We start from the raw sequence: 13,874 nt of genomic DNA, 5'->3' as shown, positions 1-13,874 counted from the left end.
TCGGAGGAGTTGCGCATGCCTGATCTCGGAGCGGCCACCGTCGCAGGGGCCCCCGCCACAGGGAGCCCGGTGCTCGAGCTCGACGACATCACGATGGCGTTCGGGACGAACCAGGTGCTCAAGGGCGTCACCGTCGCGCTGACCGCAGGCCGGGTCACGGCCCTCCTCGGCGCCAACGGCGCCGGCAAGTCGACCCTCATCAAGGTGCTGTCCGGCGTCTACCCGGACCATGGCGGGACGGTGAGCATCGCCGGCTCCCCGGTGGTCATGGAGTCACCGCTCGCCGCGGCGCGCCACGGCATCCAGACCGTCCACCAGCGCATCGACGAGAACATCGTCCCCGGGCTTACCGTGGCCGAGAACCTCGTCTTCGAGGAGATCATCCGGGGCGAGATCCCGCCGGTGCGCTCGCTGCGGCGCCTGCTGCCGCGCGCTCGCGACATCGCGGCCACCCTGGACCTCGGCTGGCCCGACTCCGTCCTGACGAAGGACGTCTTCGAGCTCGGGATCGCCGACAGCCAGCTCCTCCTCCTCGCGCGTGCGCTGAGCCAGCGACCCAAGGTGCTCGTGCTCGACGAACCCACGTCGACGCTGTCCGCCTCGGAGGTCGAGCGACTGTTCGCGCTCGTGCGGCGGCTCCGCTCCGAGGGCGTCGCGGTCCTGTACGTGACGCACCGGTTGAGCGAGGTGCGCGAGCTGGCGGACGAGGTCGTCGTCCTGCGGGACGGCAGGATCTCCAACCGGCAGGAGGCGCCCTTCGAGATGTCCGCCGTCGTGCGCGCCATGCTGAGCGAGTCGGTGCTCGAGCAGAGCCACGACCTCGTCGAGCAGCGGGGCGAGGTCGTGGCGATCGGGCTCCGGGGGGTGCAGCTGCTGCCGCGGTGCGCGGCGATCGACCTTGACCTGCGCTACGGCGAGGTCACCGGCATCGTAGGACTGATCGGGGCGGGCAAGTCCGAGCTGGCCCGCGGCATCTTCGGCGTCGACCACCTGCGGTCGGGCTCGATGACCTTCGAGGGACGGCCCTACCGGCCGCGGCACTCGAAGGACGCCGTCCGGCGGGGCGTCTACCTGGTCCCGGAGGACCGTGCCGCCGAGGCGATGCTGCCCGGCTGGTCGCTGGCCTGGACGTCGACGCTGCCCTTCCTCGGCAGCGTCAGCCGGGCGAAGGTGCTGAGCGCGGCCAAGGAGAACAAGGTCGGGCGGGACGTCGTGGACGGCTTCGGTGTCGTGGCCACGGGCCCGTCGCAGCCGGTCGACGCGCTGTCGGGCGGCAACCAGCAGAAGGTCGTCGTCGGCCGCTGGATGCGCGCCGCTCCGCGGGTGCTGCTCCTGGACGAGCCGTTCCGCGGCGTGGACATCGGCGCCCGCGGCGACATCTCCCACCAGGCCCACGAGCTCGCCGCGGCCGGCGCGTGCGTCGTCGTCCTGACGAGCGACGTCGAGGAGGCCCGCGGGGTCGCAGACCGCATCGTGGTCCTCGCCGAGGGCGAGGTCCACCTGGACAACTACACGAGCGAGATCGGCGACGACGCGATCATCACGAGCATGTCGGAGGTGGCATAGGTGTCCGGGAACACGACCAAGGTGGAGCAGCCCCGCGAGGCAGCGGTCGGGAAGAAGGCGGTCGCCGGGGCGAGCGGCCTCACCACGGGTCAGCGCATCCAGGACTCCGTGGTGAAGTACGGCTTCATCGCCGTCACGGTGATCCTGTTCATCTACTTCGCCTCGACCGAGCCGGCGTTCGCCACCCAGGTGTCGATCTTCCAGATGCTCAAGGGCGCCGCCGTGACGGCCATCCTCGGCCTCGCCGTGATGTTCACGATGGTCGTCGGCGGGCTCGACCTATCGATCGGCTCCACCGCCGGGCTGTCCGTGCAGCTGGCGGCGATGACGATGGTGTTCTACAACCTGACGGGGTCCACGGCGGTCGCCGTCGTCATCGTCGGCGGCCTCGTCGTCGGGCTGCTGAACGCCTTCCTCATCGTGGTCTGCAAGATCCCCGACCTGCTCGCGACCCTGGGCGTGATGTTCGTCATCCAGGGCGCCAAGCTCATCCCTGTCAACGGGCAGTCGATCTCCAGCGGCATGACCTTGCGCAACGGGAACACGGCGCCCGGCAAGTTCACGGCCGACTTCCTCAAGATCGACCGCGGGTTCATCGGGAAGGTGCCGGTGCCGGTGATCATCATGCTGGTGCTGGTGGTGCTCGCGTGGTTCGTGCTCTCCCGCACGACGTGGGGCCGTGTGATGTACGCGATCGGCGCCAATCCCGAGGCGGCCCGCCTGGCCGGGGTCCGGGTGGGCTTCTACCACGGCCTCGCCTACGTCATCTCCGGCCTGCTCGCCTCGATCGGCGGCCTCATCCTGGTCTCCCGCATCGGCCAGGGTGACGTGAACGCCGGGGCGTCCAGCCTGCTCGAGGCCGTGGCGGTGGCGCTCGTCGGCACGTCCGTGCTCGGCATGGGCAAGCCGAATGCCTGGGGCACGCTGCTCGGCGCCCTGCTCGTCTCCATCGTGCTGACCGGCCTGACGATGAAGGGCTTCCAGTACTACCACCAGGACACCGCGAAGGGACTCGTGCTCCTCGTCGCCCTCCTGTTCTCGTTCACCATCTCGCGGCGCAAGGTCCGCTACACGCCCGCCACCTGACCTTCCGAGGAGATCTGCACCATGGCCGACTACGAGTTCCTCAGCGTCGCGGAGGTCCCGGCCTACCTCGCCGCCTACCCCGAGCTCGCCGCCCGGATCGACGTCGAGCGCATCGCGTCGGTCGACGAGATCGGCGACGGCAACCTCAACCTGGTCTTCCTCGTGAAGGACGAGGCGGGGCGCGGCGTCGTGCTCAAGCAGGCCTTGCCGTACGTGCGCATGTCCGGTGGCAGCTGGTCGATGACCCCCGAGCGGGAGCGCCACGAGGTCGAGTCCCTGACGGCCCACCGGGCCCTCGTCCCGGACCTCGTCGTCGAGGTGCTGCACCACGACGAGAAGCGGCACATCTTCGCGATGGAGGACCTCTCGGACCACAGCGTGTGGCGACCCGCCCTCAACGTGGGCAAGGTCCACAACGGGGTCGCCGAACGGGTCGGGACCTACATCGGAGCGGTCGCGTTCGGCACGTCCCTCTTCGCGCTCGACCGCCAGCAGCTCGCCGACTCCCAGGCCTCCGCGATCAACCCCGAGCTCTGCACGATCACCGAGGATCTCGTCTTCACCGAGCCGTCGGTGGACGCCGGCCGGAACGCCGTGCTGCCCGCCAACGAGGCGGACGCGGCTGCCCTCAGCGCCGACACCGTGTTCGTCGACGCCATGGGCCGTGCCAAGTACTGGTTCATGACGTGCGCCGAGGCGCTCATCCACGGCGACCTGCACACCGGGTCGGTCATGGTCCGGGGGGCGGGGGACGGGACGGACGCCGACAGCGTCAAGGTCTTCGACTCCGAGTTCGCCTTCTTCGGCCCTGTGGCCTTCGACATCGGCGCGACGTGGGCCAACTACGTGCTCGCCGCCTCCCGGGCGTACGCGCTCGGCGAGGATGCGCGGGCCGAGTGGGCGCTCGGGCTCGTCGAGCAGACCTGGCGGGGCTTCGAGGACGAGTTCCGCCGCCGCTGGCCGGAGCGGCGGGACGCGCGGGTGTGGCGTGACACCTTCCTTGAGGAGCGTCTGGCGGCGTGGCGGGCGCAGAGCTGGCTCTTCGCGGCCGCGAAGATGTCCCGTCGCATCGTCGGCTACGCCAAGGTGACGGACGTCGAGACGCTGCCTCCGGACCTGCGCGAGGGGGCCGCCCGTGGCGTGCTCGCCGCGGCGCGAGCCGCGGTTCGCGTCGGACCCGACACCCGCGCGGCGCTGTTCGCCCAGGTCTGCGGCGGCGAGCTGGTCGCGCACCGCACGGGGCGGTGACCATGCTGAAGGGGATCGACCCGCTGCTCACGCCCGACCTGCTGCGTGCGCTCGCCGCAGCGGGCCATGGCGACGTCATCGGCGTCGTGGACCGGAACTTCCCGGCGCACTCCACGGGAGTGCCGGTGATCGACCTGCCGGGTGCTGACGCCACGCAGGCGTTGCGGGCGATCTGCGCCCTCCTGCCGATCGACGTCGAGTTCCAGGCGACGCCCGTCGCGCACATGCTCACCATCGACGGCGAGCCCGGTCCCGCCGTCGACGAGGTGCACGCGACGCTCGTCGCCGCCGCCGGCCGGGAGGTGCCGATGCGTGGCATCGAGCGGTTCGACTTCTACGAGGGGGCGCGGTCCGCCCGTGTGGTCGTCCAGACGAGCGACGATCGCCCCTACGCGTGCTTCCTCGTCGCCAAGGGCGTTCTCTAGCGCCCCCCCTGCGCAGGTTGCTCGCTGACCCCTCGACTCGAAGCGGCACCTCCCTGTCGACGTGGCGCGACCGTGCCCGGCACCCGGACCCGTGCCGGGAATAGGCCAACGGGCGGCTCGGTTTCTACGACTGAGCCTCGTGGGAAAGGCTCGCACGCGCGCGAGCCTTTCGTCCGCGGCGGCGAGTGCTTCCCAGCCGCGTGCACGTGACCTCGTCGCCCCGTGCTGAGGGGAAGGGAGTCGGCGGTGCCCTCGACCGAACGCGAACGACGAGTCCTGCGTGACATCGAGAGTGGGCTGCGCCACGAGGACCGCTTCCTCGCGGCCCGGTTCGCGCTCCTGCCCGTCCGCGCCGCGGGGCATCGCCGCATCGTGAGGGTGCTCCTCGCGGTCGAGGTGGCGCTGCTCGCCCTCGTCGCCCTCGGAGTGCTGACCGGCTCGGAGGCGCTCCTCGACCCGGCGGTGGCCCTGGCGGTGGCGGAGCCGCTGGTGGCGATCGCCATCGTGGGCGGCGGCTGGAGCGAGAGCCGCAGCTGACCCCTGAAGAAGGGACGCCGTGCAGCGCGGCGGCCGACGAGGAGGGCGCGCTCGTCCCGTCTCCGGCCGTCTCGCAGGATGCCGTTGATTCGGGGACGTCAGCCCTCGTCGGCAGGTGGTCGACGCACTCCGCCGGCGAGCCGAACGGCTTCACGCAGCACGTCCTCGAGCATGTCCGCGGTCAGCGTGCCGGTGAAGGTGTTGCGCTGGCTGGGGTGGTAGCAGCCGAGCAGGTGCAGGGCGCGTTCGTCGTCGCCGATGACCGCGTGGGCACCGTGACCGAACGTCGGGCGTGGCCGGGGCACCACCCACCCGGCCTCGCCGAGGGCGGGCATGAGGGCCTGCCAGGCGAAGGCCCCCAGCGGGACGACGACGCGGAGGGTCGGACGAAGCAGCTCCAGCTCGCGCACGAGCCAGGGGCGGCAGGTGTCGCGCTCGGCGGGGGTCGGCTTGTTCTCCGGCGGAGCGCAGTGCACGGGCATCGTGATCCGGACGCCGCGCAGCTCGAGCCCGTCGCCCCGCCGCGTGGAGGTGGGGCGTGAGGCGAGGCCGACGGCGTGCAGGGCGGCGTAGAGGAAGTCCCCGGCCGCGTCGCCGGTGAACGCCCGGCCGGTGCGGTTGCCGCCATGCGCGGCCGGTGCCAGTCCCACCAGCGCGATCGCAGCGTCCGGCGGGCCGAACCCCGGCACCGGGCGCGCCCAGTAGTCCCAGTCCAGATAGGCACGCCGCTTCGTGACGGCGACCTGCTCACGCCAGCTCACGAGCCTTGGACAGGCCCGGCAGTCGCTGATCGCGGTGTCGAGCTCGAGCAGGCTGCCCAGGGTGCCGCTCGTCCGCGGATCGCTCGACGCGTGCATGAGAGCCCTTCCGACATCCTTTGGTTTCCACTATAAGAGATGGTCTAAAATGGTGGCCATGGCGGGGGAGCGGTCACTGAGCGATCCGGCTCCTGCGGCGGCTCTCGGCGAGAGTCGCTCGCGGGTGCTGGAGCTCCTGCACGCTGCGGCCGGCCCGCTGGGTGTGCAGGACGTCGCCGCGAGAACCGGCTTGCACCCGAACACCGCGAGGTTCCACCTGGACGGCCTCGTCGGCCAGGGCTATGCGGAGCGGGCCACCGAGGACCGGGACCAGCCGGGACGTCCACGCACCGTCTATCGGGCCGTGGCCGGCACGGTGACGGCCGGCCGGCGCAGCTACCGGCTGCTGGCCGAGATCCTCACGACCCTGGTCGCTGACAGCGTGGCGCAGCCCGAGCGCCTCGCGCGCGAGGCGGGCCGTACCTGGGGTGAGTACCTGACCGAGCGCCCGGCACCGTCCGAACGGGTCGACCGGTCGGAGGCGACGCGGCGGCTCGTCGACGTCCTCGCCGAGATCGGGTTCGCGCCCCGGGCCCAGGCGCCTGGTGACGGCGACGTCCCCATCGAGCTCCGCAACTGCCCGTTCCGGGAGGTGGCCGAGCGCCACCAGTCGGTGGTGTGCTCGCTGCACCTCGGCCTCATGCAGGGCTCGTTGGAGGCGATGCGTGCACCGCTGGAGGCCGGCCGGCTCGAGCCGTTCGTCGAGCCGAGCCTGTGCCTCGCGCACGTGGGCCCCGCGGCATGACCGCTCCGGCGGGGCGCCGATCCTCGCCGAGTCCTCGCCGCGCGAGCCGGGCCGCGTGCCGACCTCGCGCGGCAGCTGACCGCGCTTCCGGCCGCGGGGGAGCGGGCCATCCGTTCAGACGATGTCGTCCGGGCACATCTGTCGCTCGAGGAGGGACCGAGATGGAGATCGAGACGCCGGCGGCGGCACTCGAACGGGAGCACCGCGAGATCGACGAAGCGGTGACCGCCTTCCTGCGCGAGCCGGACGACGAAGGCCGGCGCAGCGGTCTCAGGACCGCCCTGCACGAGCTGCGCCACCACATCTACCTCGAAGAGGAGTTCCTGTTCCCGCTCCTGAGCACGATGGAGGACGCGCTGACGGCCACGGTGCTCGTGATGCTTCGCGAGCACGCACAGATCTGGACGACGCTCGACGCCTTGGACCGAGCGCTGGACTCCGACTCCGACGACGAGGCCGCGGCTGGTGTCTGCCGAGAGCTCACGGCTCGGCTGCTGCACCACAACCTCAAGGAGGAGCGGGTGCTCTACCCGCGCGCGGACACCGACCTGAACGACGCGGCACTGGAGAGGCTCCGGGCGCTCCTTGAGGCCACCGGGCTGCCCGAGGGATGGGTGTGCATCAAGGCTCGGTGAACGGCCGGGCCGGGCCGTCCGCCGTCTCAGCGGATGTCGAGCCGTTGCACCAGGACGACCGCGAGTCCGTTCAGCACCAGCGCGCTGATCAGGAGCACCGCCCATGCGGTGGAGGACGGCCCGGCGGTGAGCTGGTCGCTGCCGACCGCCCAGTAGAACAGCGAGGCCGGACGGACGGTGCGGGCCCAGCCGATCACTGGCGCCAGAGAGCTGACCAGGTACGACGCGGCCGCGAGGCCGGACGCCAGTCCGAGCGCCATGCCGCGGCTGCCGGTGAGCACGCCGATGATCAAGGCGACGAGCCCGAAGTCGACGCCCATGACCAGCACCGCCACCGTGGTGCCGACCACCGCCGATGTGGGCAGCGTCAGGTCGTAGTGCCGTCCCAGCAGGATGAACGCCATGGTGACCACGGCCACCGGCAGGGCGATCAGGGCCAGGACCGCGGACTTCTCCAGCACCAGTCGGCGGCGGCTGACGGGCAGCGCCGCGACCAGGCCGAGGGTGCCGTCCTCGGACTGACCGGCGATGCAGGAGGCGCCGTAGCCGATGGTGAGCAGCAGGATCATCAGCGGCAGGAAGTTGGCGTAGAGGTTGCCGTTGACCCAGCCCGTCGGTGAGGTCAGCGACCCGTTGACGCCCAGGAGCGCGCCGACGGTCGGGTTGTTGGCCGTCAGGTCGCCCAGCGAGCTGTCGGAGCGCACCGACGGGTACATCGCGACGAGGATGAACGCGTAGAACGCGAGCCCGCCGGCGAACCAGAGGATCGAGCGGCGGCGCAGCCTCAGGTCGATCCGGGCGATGTCCGCGTGCACGTCAGGCCTCCTGCAGGTCGGTGGAGCGGTAGTAGCCGAGGAACAGCTCGTCCAGGTCCGCCGGCCGCGCGAACAGGTCCACGGGGTCCAGCGGCGCGATCGCGCGGAGCACCGGTGCCATCGGCCCGGCGACGGTCAGCCGCAGGTGCCCTGGGTCCGTCCACGCCGAGGCCTGCACCGCGTCGACCCGGTCGAGCGCGCTCGCGTCCACGTCGTGGTCGAAGGTGAGCTCGACGGTGCGCGGGGCGTGGCGGCGCAGGCCCTCGACGGTGTCCGTGACGACGATGCGACCCTCGCGGATGATCGCCAGGCGGTGCACCACGCGCTGCACCTCGTCGAGGTCGTGCGAGGACAGGAACACGGTGCGGCCGGCAGCCGTGGTCTCCTGCAGCAGCGTGGCGAACTCCAGCTGCAGCAACGGATCCAGGCCCGAGGTCGGCTCGTCGAGCACCAGCAGCTCCGGCCGGTGCATGAAGGCCAGGACCAGGCCGAGCTTCTGCTTGTTCCCCTTCGACAGCGTCTGCGTGGGCCGGTCCACCTCGGCGCCGAACCGCTCGACCAGCTGGTCGCGGTAACGGGTGCCGCGCAGCCCGCGGACGGAGGCGAACCGGTCGAGCACCTGCCGGCCGGTCAGCCTCGGATAGACCGCCAGCTCGCCGGGCAGGTACCCCGTGCGCCGGTGCACCTCGACGGCGTCGGCGAACGGGTCCAGGCCGAGCACCCGCGCGCTGCCGGACGACGCGTGGTAGAGCCCCATGAGGATCCGGATGGTCGTCGACTTCCCGGCGCCGTTGGGGCCCAGGAACCCGAAGATCTGACCCGGCTCCACGGCGAGGTCCACGTCGACGATCCCGCGGCGCGGACCGAACGACCGTGTCAGTGCGTGCGTCTGGATCACCGTCGATGCCATGATCAGCTCCTCTCCCCGCCCCCGGCAGTCGGCCGTGGTGCGTCGGTGGCGTAGATGCCGCCCGTGTAGACCTCCATGAGGACGGCGCCCAGCGTGCGGATGCCGTCGGGGCTGAGCGGGTCCGCGCCGATCGCCTGCGCCACCAGGTCGCGCAGCACGATCTGGCCCAGGTCGTTGACCAGCAAGAACACCGCTCGTGCGCGCGGGTCGACCGACGGCCGCAGCACCCCGGCCACCTCCTGGGCCGCGAGCTCGGCGATCGTCGCCTCCACGAGTCCGAGGAACAGCGAGCTCGCCGCCTCGCCGCCGTCCACCAGCGTGCGGCGCAGGTAGCCGAGGAGGTCCGGTTCGTCCCGCAGCATGGCCGCAAGGGACCCGGCCGCCTGGTTGAAGTCGGCGCCTTCGGTCGTGGGCAGCTCCGACAGCAGCGACGTGAGGCTGCTGATCAGCCGTGCGTCGGTCGCGGCCTTGAGCTGAGCCTTGCTGCCGAAGTGATGGACGACCAGGGACGACGAGACCCCGGCCGCCGCTGCGACCTCGCGGATCGAGGTCGCGGCAAAGCCCTTCTCGGCGAACAGCCGCATGGCGGCGGCCCGGATCCGCGCCGCCGCCGTCAGATCGCCCTCGACTGCACGCATGTGTAGTTCATAGCACAGTTGTGCAGGGCATGGAACCGAGATGCAGGCTGCGGCGGATGCCGCTCCGGGCCGGCGCGAGGCGGGGGCCGAATACACGCGCGCTCCCTTGACAAGGCCGATGCGGCCTGGAAACGTATCCGATGGTCGCTGGAAACGTTTCCGTCTCAGGGTGGAGGTCGGCAATGGGTCGTCGCCCGACGTTGCACGAGGTGGCAAACCTCGCCGGGGCGTCGCTGGCCTCGACCTCCCGTGCGCTTAATGGCAACGGCGCCAGCCCGGAGATGATCGAGAAGGTTCAGGCTGCCGCCAAGCGGCTCGGGTACTACCCGGATGCCGCCGGCCGCTCGCTGCGGATGGGGCGCACCTTCCAGGTCGGGTTCGCCGTGGCCGACATCGGCAACCCCGTGTATGTGGACATGATGAAGGCGATCCACGAGGTGGTGGGCCCGCAGGGTTACCACGTGGTGGTGGCGACGACGGGCAACGACGTCACGTCGACCGCGGACGTGATCCGCGCGCTGAGCTCGGGCGTCGTCGACGGTCTCGTCATCAGCCCGCTGCGGTCGAACGAGGCCTTGGCCCAGCAGATGGAGCACGCACCGATCCCGGTCGTGGTCATCGGCCGGGTGGCAGAGGGCACGACGCTCGACTCCGTGTGGGCCGACTCCGCCGCGGGCATCGGCATGGCGGTCGACCAGCTGGTCGGCGCGGGTCGGCGCCGTCTGCTCTTCCTCAACGGCCCGCTGGGCACCACTCCCGCCTCTCGTCGTCTCCAGGGCTTCGACGCCGCGGTCGCCCGCCATGGTCTGCCCCTCCTGGGGATGCTCGTCGCCGACGACTTCACCGTCGAGGCCGGGACCCGGGCCGTGGACTCGCTGCTCGACGATGGCGCGGCCGAACGGCCCGACGCCATCGTGGCGGCGAACGACCTGCTGGCCATCGGCTGCATCCAGGCGCTGCGCCGGCGCCACCTGAGCGTCCCGCGCGACGTCGCAGTCACCGGGATGGACGACACGGAGATCGCCGCCGTGTTCTCCCCGAGCCTCACCAGCGTCGCGCTCGGCTCGCGGGAACGAGGCAAGGCCGCGGCGGAGCTCCTCCTGCGCCGCATCGGCGGCGAGCAGGGCCCGGCGCAACGGGTGCACGTCGCTCCCAGGCTCGTGGTGCGTGAGTCCTCGGGTGGTCCGGCGTGACCGGTCGCACCCTCGCCTCGTCACCGGCGCGCGTCGCCGTGCGTCGGCCCGCAGGTGTCGTCACTCGGCAGCGTCGGGAGACGGCCGTGCTCGTGCTGCCGTCGGTGCTGCTGATCGTCGTGCTGTCGGTCGCCCCGCTGCTCGCGGGGCTCGCGCTGGCGTTCACGGACGCCCGCCTGGTGCATACGCCGCACTACTCGTTCGTCGGCGTCGAGAACTTCACGAAGCTCGCCGCCAACAGCATGTTCTGGGCGTCCTTCCGCATCGGGATGGTGTGGGCGGTCTCGGTCACGCTGCTCCAGCTGGTCGCCGCCATGGGTCTGGCCCTGCTGCTCAACGCCGATCTGAGGCTTCGCGGCCTGGCGCGCGTGCTGGCGCTGATCCCCTGGGCGATGCCTCCGGTCGTCGTCTCGATCATGTGGCGGATGATCTACTCCCCGAACGCGGGCCCACTCAATGCCCTGCTCGGCTCGATCGGGTTGCCGAACGACATCAACTGGCTGGGATCCTTCACCACCGCGCTGCCGGCCGTCATCGCGGTCGGCGTCTGGGTGGGGATGCCCCAGACCACCGTCACGCTGCTCGCCGGGCTGCAGCAGGTGCCGCCCGACACCTACGAGGCGGCGGCGATCGACGGTGCGGGTGCGTGGCGACGGTTCACGGCCGTCACCGTCCCGAGCCTTCGGCCGATCATCACGTCGATCACGTCGCTGAACTTCATCTGGAACTTCAACTCGTTCAGCCTGGTGTACGTCCTGACCGAGGGCGGCCCGGGCGGCCAGACGATGCTGCCGATGCTGTTCACGTACATCGAGGCGTTCCAGAACCGGAACATCGGGTACGCCGCCGCCATGGGTGTGGTGCTCGTCGTGGTGGTCGTCGCGCTCCTCGGCCTGTACCTGTGGTCCCAGCTGCGGGCCGAGGACAAGCCATGAGGCGCCGGGCGCTGGTCCGCCCGGCGCAGTACGTCGCGCTCGTCTGCTACGTCCTCTTCCTGGGCTTCCCCCTGCTGTGGCTCATCTCGTCCTCGGTCAAGTCGTCCGGCGAGCTCAACTCGCTGACCGTGTCCCTGCTCCCGACCCGGGGCTGGAGGTGGGGCAACTACGCCGACGCCCTGGCGCGGCAAGGCCTGATCCACTCGGCGGGGAACTCGGCAGCGGTCGCGCTCGCCTCGACGGCGCTCGTGGTGCTCATCGGCATGCCGGCCGCGTACGCGCTGGCACGCGTGCGAGGAGCCGTGCGAAGCCTTGGGACCGGCTGGATCCTGGTCAGTCAGGTGTTCCCGGTGATCCTCATCATCCTGCCGCTGTTCCTGGTGCTGCGGACGATCGCCCTGACCGACTCCCTCCTCGGGCTGACCCTCGTCCACACGACCTACACGCTCCCGTTCGGGCTGTGGATGCTCCAGGGGTACGTGGCCGCCATCCCCCGCGATCTGGAGGAGGCCGGCGCGATCGACGGCGCGAGCAGGCTGCGCGTGCTGCGGCACATCGTGCTGCCCCTGCTGATGCCCGGCGTCGCCGCGACGGCGATGTTCGCGTTCGTGTCCTCGTGGAACGAGTTCTTCTTCGCGCTCGTGCTCCTGCAGTCACCGGCGCACTACACGCTGCCGATCGCCCTGAGCATGTTCGTCGGCGGGGAGGGGAAGGTCGCGCTCGGCCCCCTCGCGGCCGGCTCGGTGCTGGCCGCGATCCCCAGCATCGTCTTCTTCGCGATCCTGCAGCGCCGCCTGGTCGGCGGCCTGATGGCGGGAGCCGTGAAGGGATGACCCTCCGGCCCCCAGGGGGCAGAACGTCGCATCCCGCGACACCAACCGAGAGAAGGGAACGTCGATGAAGACCGTTCACCGCATGCCGCTCGTCGCGGCGGCCGTGGCTGTGCTCGCCCTCGCCGGCTGCTCGAGCGGGGGAGGCAACGCGGCCACCACCGGCGGTGCCACCGCCTCCGGCGCCGCCGGGGCATCCACACCGGCTGGTACGCCGGTCACGCTGACCTTCCAGTCCCTGTCGGACCAGCCGGCCACCATCGCGGCGACGAAGAAGGTCGTCGACAGCTGGAACGCCGCCAACCCCGACATCCAGGTGCAGGTGGTCCAGGCGAGCTGGGACTCGATCAACGACAAGCTGACGACGCAGTTCGCCGGCGGCACCGCGCCGGACATCATCCACGACGACGCCGCGTCGATCGTCTCGTTCGCGTCCGACGGGTACCTGGCCGACCTGACCGGCCAGATGTCGCAGGCGAAGAAAGACGACATCGGCAAGGGGCTGCTGGCCTCGGTGACGGTCGACGGCAAGGTGATCGCCTACCCGACCGAGGTGCAGTCCTACATGGTGTTCGCCAACAAGACCCTCCTCGACCAGGCAGGGGTCATGATCCCGACCGGCGACTCCATGACGTGGGACCAGTTCCGGCAGATCGCCAAGGCGACCACCAAGAACGGGGTGGCGGGGGTCGGCTGGGGCCTCAAGAGCCCTGTGGCGACGTTCATGACCCTCGGCCTGGGCTCCGGAGGCACGTACTTCGACGGGACGGGGACCTCCGCGACCATCCACGTGGGCGACGGCGAGATGGCATTGCCCAAGCTGGTGCACCAGATGGCCTACGACGACAAGTCGATCCTGCCGGTCACGCTGACCCAGTCGGGTTCCGAGGCCCTCGCGGCTTTCTACGGCGGGAAGGTCGCCATGACCGTCCAGGGTTCGTACCTCGCCGCGAGCATGTCCAAGGACGCGCCGGCCGGCTTCGACTGGGTCGTGCTCCCGCCGCTCGCCGGTCCGGACGGTGCGGCGCAGGCTGCCGACCCTCAGACGCTCTCGGTCAGCGCCGACTCCAAGCACGTCGCGCAGGCGGTGAAGTTCCTCGAGTACTTCACCTCGACGGACAACCTGGAAGCCGTCAACGAGGCGGACGCCCTGATCCCCGCCACGACGTCGGCGCAGCAGGCGATGGCGGCCAAGCTCGGATCGCAGAACGGCTGGGACCAGATCCTCAAGAGCGGCAAGGACTTCCAGTCGGCACCGTTCCTGTTCGTCGACAAGTACGCCCAGTGGAAGAGCACCGTGGCTACCCCGGCCTTCCAGAAGTACCTGGCGAACCAGATCGACGACGCCGGGCTCGCGAACGCGCTGACCAGCGGATGGAAGCAGCTGGGATGAGCTGACCTCGGGGCGGCCACCAGGCGTGGCCGCCCCGAGCGAGTCGGGTGATCGTGGCAGG

General features: G+C 70.9%; 15 protein-coding genes. 11 read left to right on the top strand and 4 right to left on the bottom strand.

Annotation, left to right across the window (positions count from 1 at the left end):
• Positions 1-15: 15 nt before the first annotated feature.
• From BGO37_RS03300 to BGO37_RS03280, 5 genes are all read left to right on the top strand, one after another.
• A complete protein-coding gene (locus BGO37_RS03300) occupies positions 16-1,566 on the top strand; it encodes a sugar ABC transporter ATP-binding protein (RefSeq protein ID WP_291752232.1) in 1,551 nt (516 codons plus the stop codon).
• Entirely contained in the window at positions 1,567-2,652 is a 1,086-nt protein-coding gene (locus BGO37_RS03295; RefSeq protein WP_291752231.1) for an ABC transporter permease, read from the top strand. It abuts the gene before it with no gap.
• Between the two features lie 21 nt (positions 2,653-2,673).
• A complete protein-coding gene (gene mtnK, locus BGO37_RS03290) occupies positions 2,674-3,900 on the top strand; it encodes an S-methyl-5-thioribose kinase (protein ID WP_291752229.1) in 1,227 nt (408 codons plus the stop codon).
• 2 nt (positions 3,901-3,902) lie between these two features.
• Positions 3,903-4,325: an RbsD/FucU domain-containing protein gene (locus BGO37_RS03285; protein ID WP_291752227.1), complete on the top strand. Its 423-nt coding sequence runs from the start codon at positions 3,903-3,905 to the stop codon at positions 4,323-4,325.
• Positions 4,326-4,571: 246 nt separating this feature from the next.
• Positions 4,572-4,862 carry a DUF3040 domain-containing protein gene (locus BGO37_RS03280; protein ID WP_291752225.1) on the top strand — a complete coding sequence of 97 codons (291 nt, stop codon included), beginning with the start codon at positions 4,572-4,574 and terminating at the stop codon, positions 4,860-4,862.
• A gap of 98 nt (positions 4,863-4,960) precedes the next feature.
• Here BGO37_RS03280 and BGO37_RS03275 read toward each other — a convergent pair whose 3' ends face one another.
• A complete protein-coding gene (locus BGO37_RS03275) occupies positions 4,961-5,719 on the bottom strand; it encodes a uracil-DNA glycosylase (RefSeq protein WP_291752224.1) in 759 nt (252 codons plus the stop codon).
• A gap of 58 nt (positions 5,720-5,777) precedes the next feature.
• Here BGO37_RS03275 and BGO37_RS03270 point away from each other — a divergent pair, with 58 nt between their 5' ends.
• The gene (locus BGO37_RS03270; protein WP_291752222.1) at positions 5,778-6,464 is read left to right on the top strand and encodes a helix-turn-helix domain-containing protein; all 687 of its coding nucleotides are present in this window, start codon (positions 5,778-5,780) and stop codon (positions 6,462-6,464) included.
• A gap of 161 nt (positions 6,465-6,625) precedes the next feature.
• Positions 6,626-7,099, top strand: a complete 474-nt coding sequence (locus BGO37_RS03265) for a hemerythrin domain-containing protein (RefSeq protein WP_291752221.1) — start codon at positions 6,626-6,628, stop codon at positions 7,097-7,099.
• 26 nt (positions 7,100-7,125) lie between these two features.
• Here BGO37_RS03265 and BGO37_RS03260 read toward each other — a convergent pair whose 3' ends face one another.
• Genes BGO37_RS03260 through BGO37_RS03250 form a run of 3 tightly spaced genes read right to left on the bottom strand, consistent with a single transcriptional unit; the run spans position 7,126 to position 9,462 of the window.
• Positions 7,126-7,914: an ABC transporter permease subunit gene (locus tag BGO37_RS03260; RefSeq protein WP_291752219.1), complete on the bottom strand. Its 789-nt coding sequence runs from the start codon at positions 7,912-7,914 to the stop codon at positions 7,126-7,128.
• 1 nt (position 7,915) lies between these two features.
• Positions 7,916-8,824, bottom strand: a complete 909-nt coding sequence (locus BGO37_RS03255; protein WP_291752218.1) for an ABC transporter ATP-binding protein — start codon at positions 8,822-8,824, stop codon at positions 7,916-7,918.
• Positions 8,825-8,826: 2 nt separating this feature from the next.
• A complete protein-coding gene (locus BGO37_RS03250) occupies positions 8,827-9,462 on the bottom strand; it encodes a TetR family transcriptional regulator (protein WP_291752216.1) in 636 nt (211 codons plus the stop codon).
• 209 nt (positions 9,463-9,671) lie between these two features.
• On the opposite strand from BGO37_RS03250, the gene BGO37_RS03245 reads away from it, so the two are divergent.
• The 4 genes from BGO37_RS03245 to BGO37_RS03230 all read left to right on the top strand — a co-directional run bounded on the left by BGO37_RS03245 (position 9,672) and on the right by BGO37_RS03230 (position 13,813).
• Positions 9,672-10,655, top strand: coding sequence for a LacI family DNA-binding transcriptional regulator (locus BGO37_RS03245; protein WP_291752213.1), 984 nt, complete (start codon positions 9,672-9,674; stop codon positions 10,653-10,655).
• Positions 10,652-11,590: a carbohydrate ABC transporter permease gene (locus tag BGO37_RS03240; protein ID WP_291752210.1), complete on the top strand. Its 939-nt coding sequence runs from the start codon at positions 10,652-10,654 to the stop codon at positions 11,588-11,590. The genes BGO37_RS03245 and BGO37_RS03240 overlap by 4 nt, the downstream gene beginning before the upstream one ends.
• A complete protein-coding gene (locus BGO37_RS03235) occupies positions 11,587-12,423 on the top strand; it encodes a carbohydrate ABC transporter permease (RefSeq protein ID WP_291752208.1) in 837 nt (278 codons plus the stop codon). Before BGO37_RS03240 ends, BGO37_RS03235 begins: the two co-directional genes overlap by 4 nt.
• 64 nt (positions 12,424-12,487) lie before the next feature.
• Positions 12,488-13,813, top strand: coding sequence for an ABC transporter substrate-binding protein (locus tag BGO37_RS03230; protein ID WP_291752206.1), 1,326 nt, complete (start codon positions 12,488-12,490; stop codon positions 13,811-13,813).
• The last annotated feature ends 61 nt before the right edge of the window (positions 13,814-13,874 follow it).

Origin of the sequence: Cellulomonas sp. 73-92 (genome assembly GCF_001898175.1) — a bacterium.
GTDB lineage: Bacteria > Actinomycetota > Actinomycetes > Actinomycetales > Cellulomonadaceae > Cellulomonas.
The sequence above is the reverse complement of the archived record's forward strand: the minus strand, read 5'-3'. Positions and strand labels throughout refer to the sequence as shown.

Bases quoted from the DNA above. Each gene is read 5' to 3' on its own strand.
- BGO37_RS03300 (WP_291752232.1), top strand. From the start codon at position 16: ATGCCTGATCTCGGAGCGGCCACCGTCGCAGGGGCCCCCGCCACAGGG.
- BGO37_RS03265 (WP_291752221.1), top strand. From the start codon at position 6,626: ATGGAGATCGAGACGCCGGCGGCGGCACTCGAACGGGAGCACCGCGAG.
- BGO37_RS03230 (WP_291752206.1), top strand. From the start codon at position 12,488: ATGAAGACCGTTCACCGCATGCCGCTCGTCGCGGCGGCCGTGGCTGTG.
- BGO37_RS03235 (WP_291752208.1), top strand. From the start codon at position 11,587: ATGAGGCGCCGGGCGCTGGTCCGCCCGGCGCAGTACGTCGCGCTCGTC.
- BGO37_RS03250 (WP_291752216.1), bottom strand. From the start codon at position 9,462: ATGCGTGCAGTCGAGGGCGATCTGACGGCGGCGGCGCGGATCCGGGCC.
- BGO37_RS03255 (WP_291752218.1), bottom strand. From the start codon at position 8,824: ATGGCATCGACGGTGATCCAGACGCACGCACTGACACGGTCGTTCGGT.
- BGO37_RS03275 (WP_291752224.1), bottom strand. From the start codon at position 5,719: ATGCACGCGTCGAGCGATCCGCGGACGAGCGGCACCCTGGGCAGCCTG.
- BGO37_RS03270 (WP_291752222.1), top strand. From the start codon at position 5,778: ATGGCGGGGGAGCGGTCACTGAGCGATCCGGCTCCTGCGGCGGCTCTC.
- mtnK (WP_291752229.1), top strand. From the start codon at position 2,674: ATGGCCGACTACGAGTTCCTCAGCGTCGCGGAGGTCCCGGCCTACCTC.
- BGO37_RS03285 (WP_291752227.1), top strand. From the start codon at position 3,903: ATGCTGAAGGGGATCGACCCGCTGCTCACGCCCGACCTGCTGCGTGCG.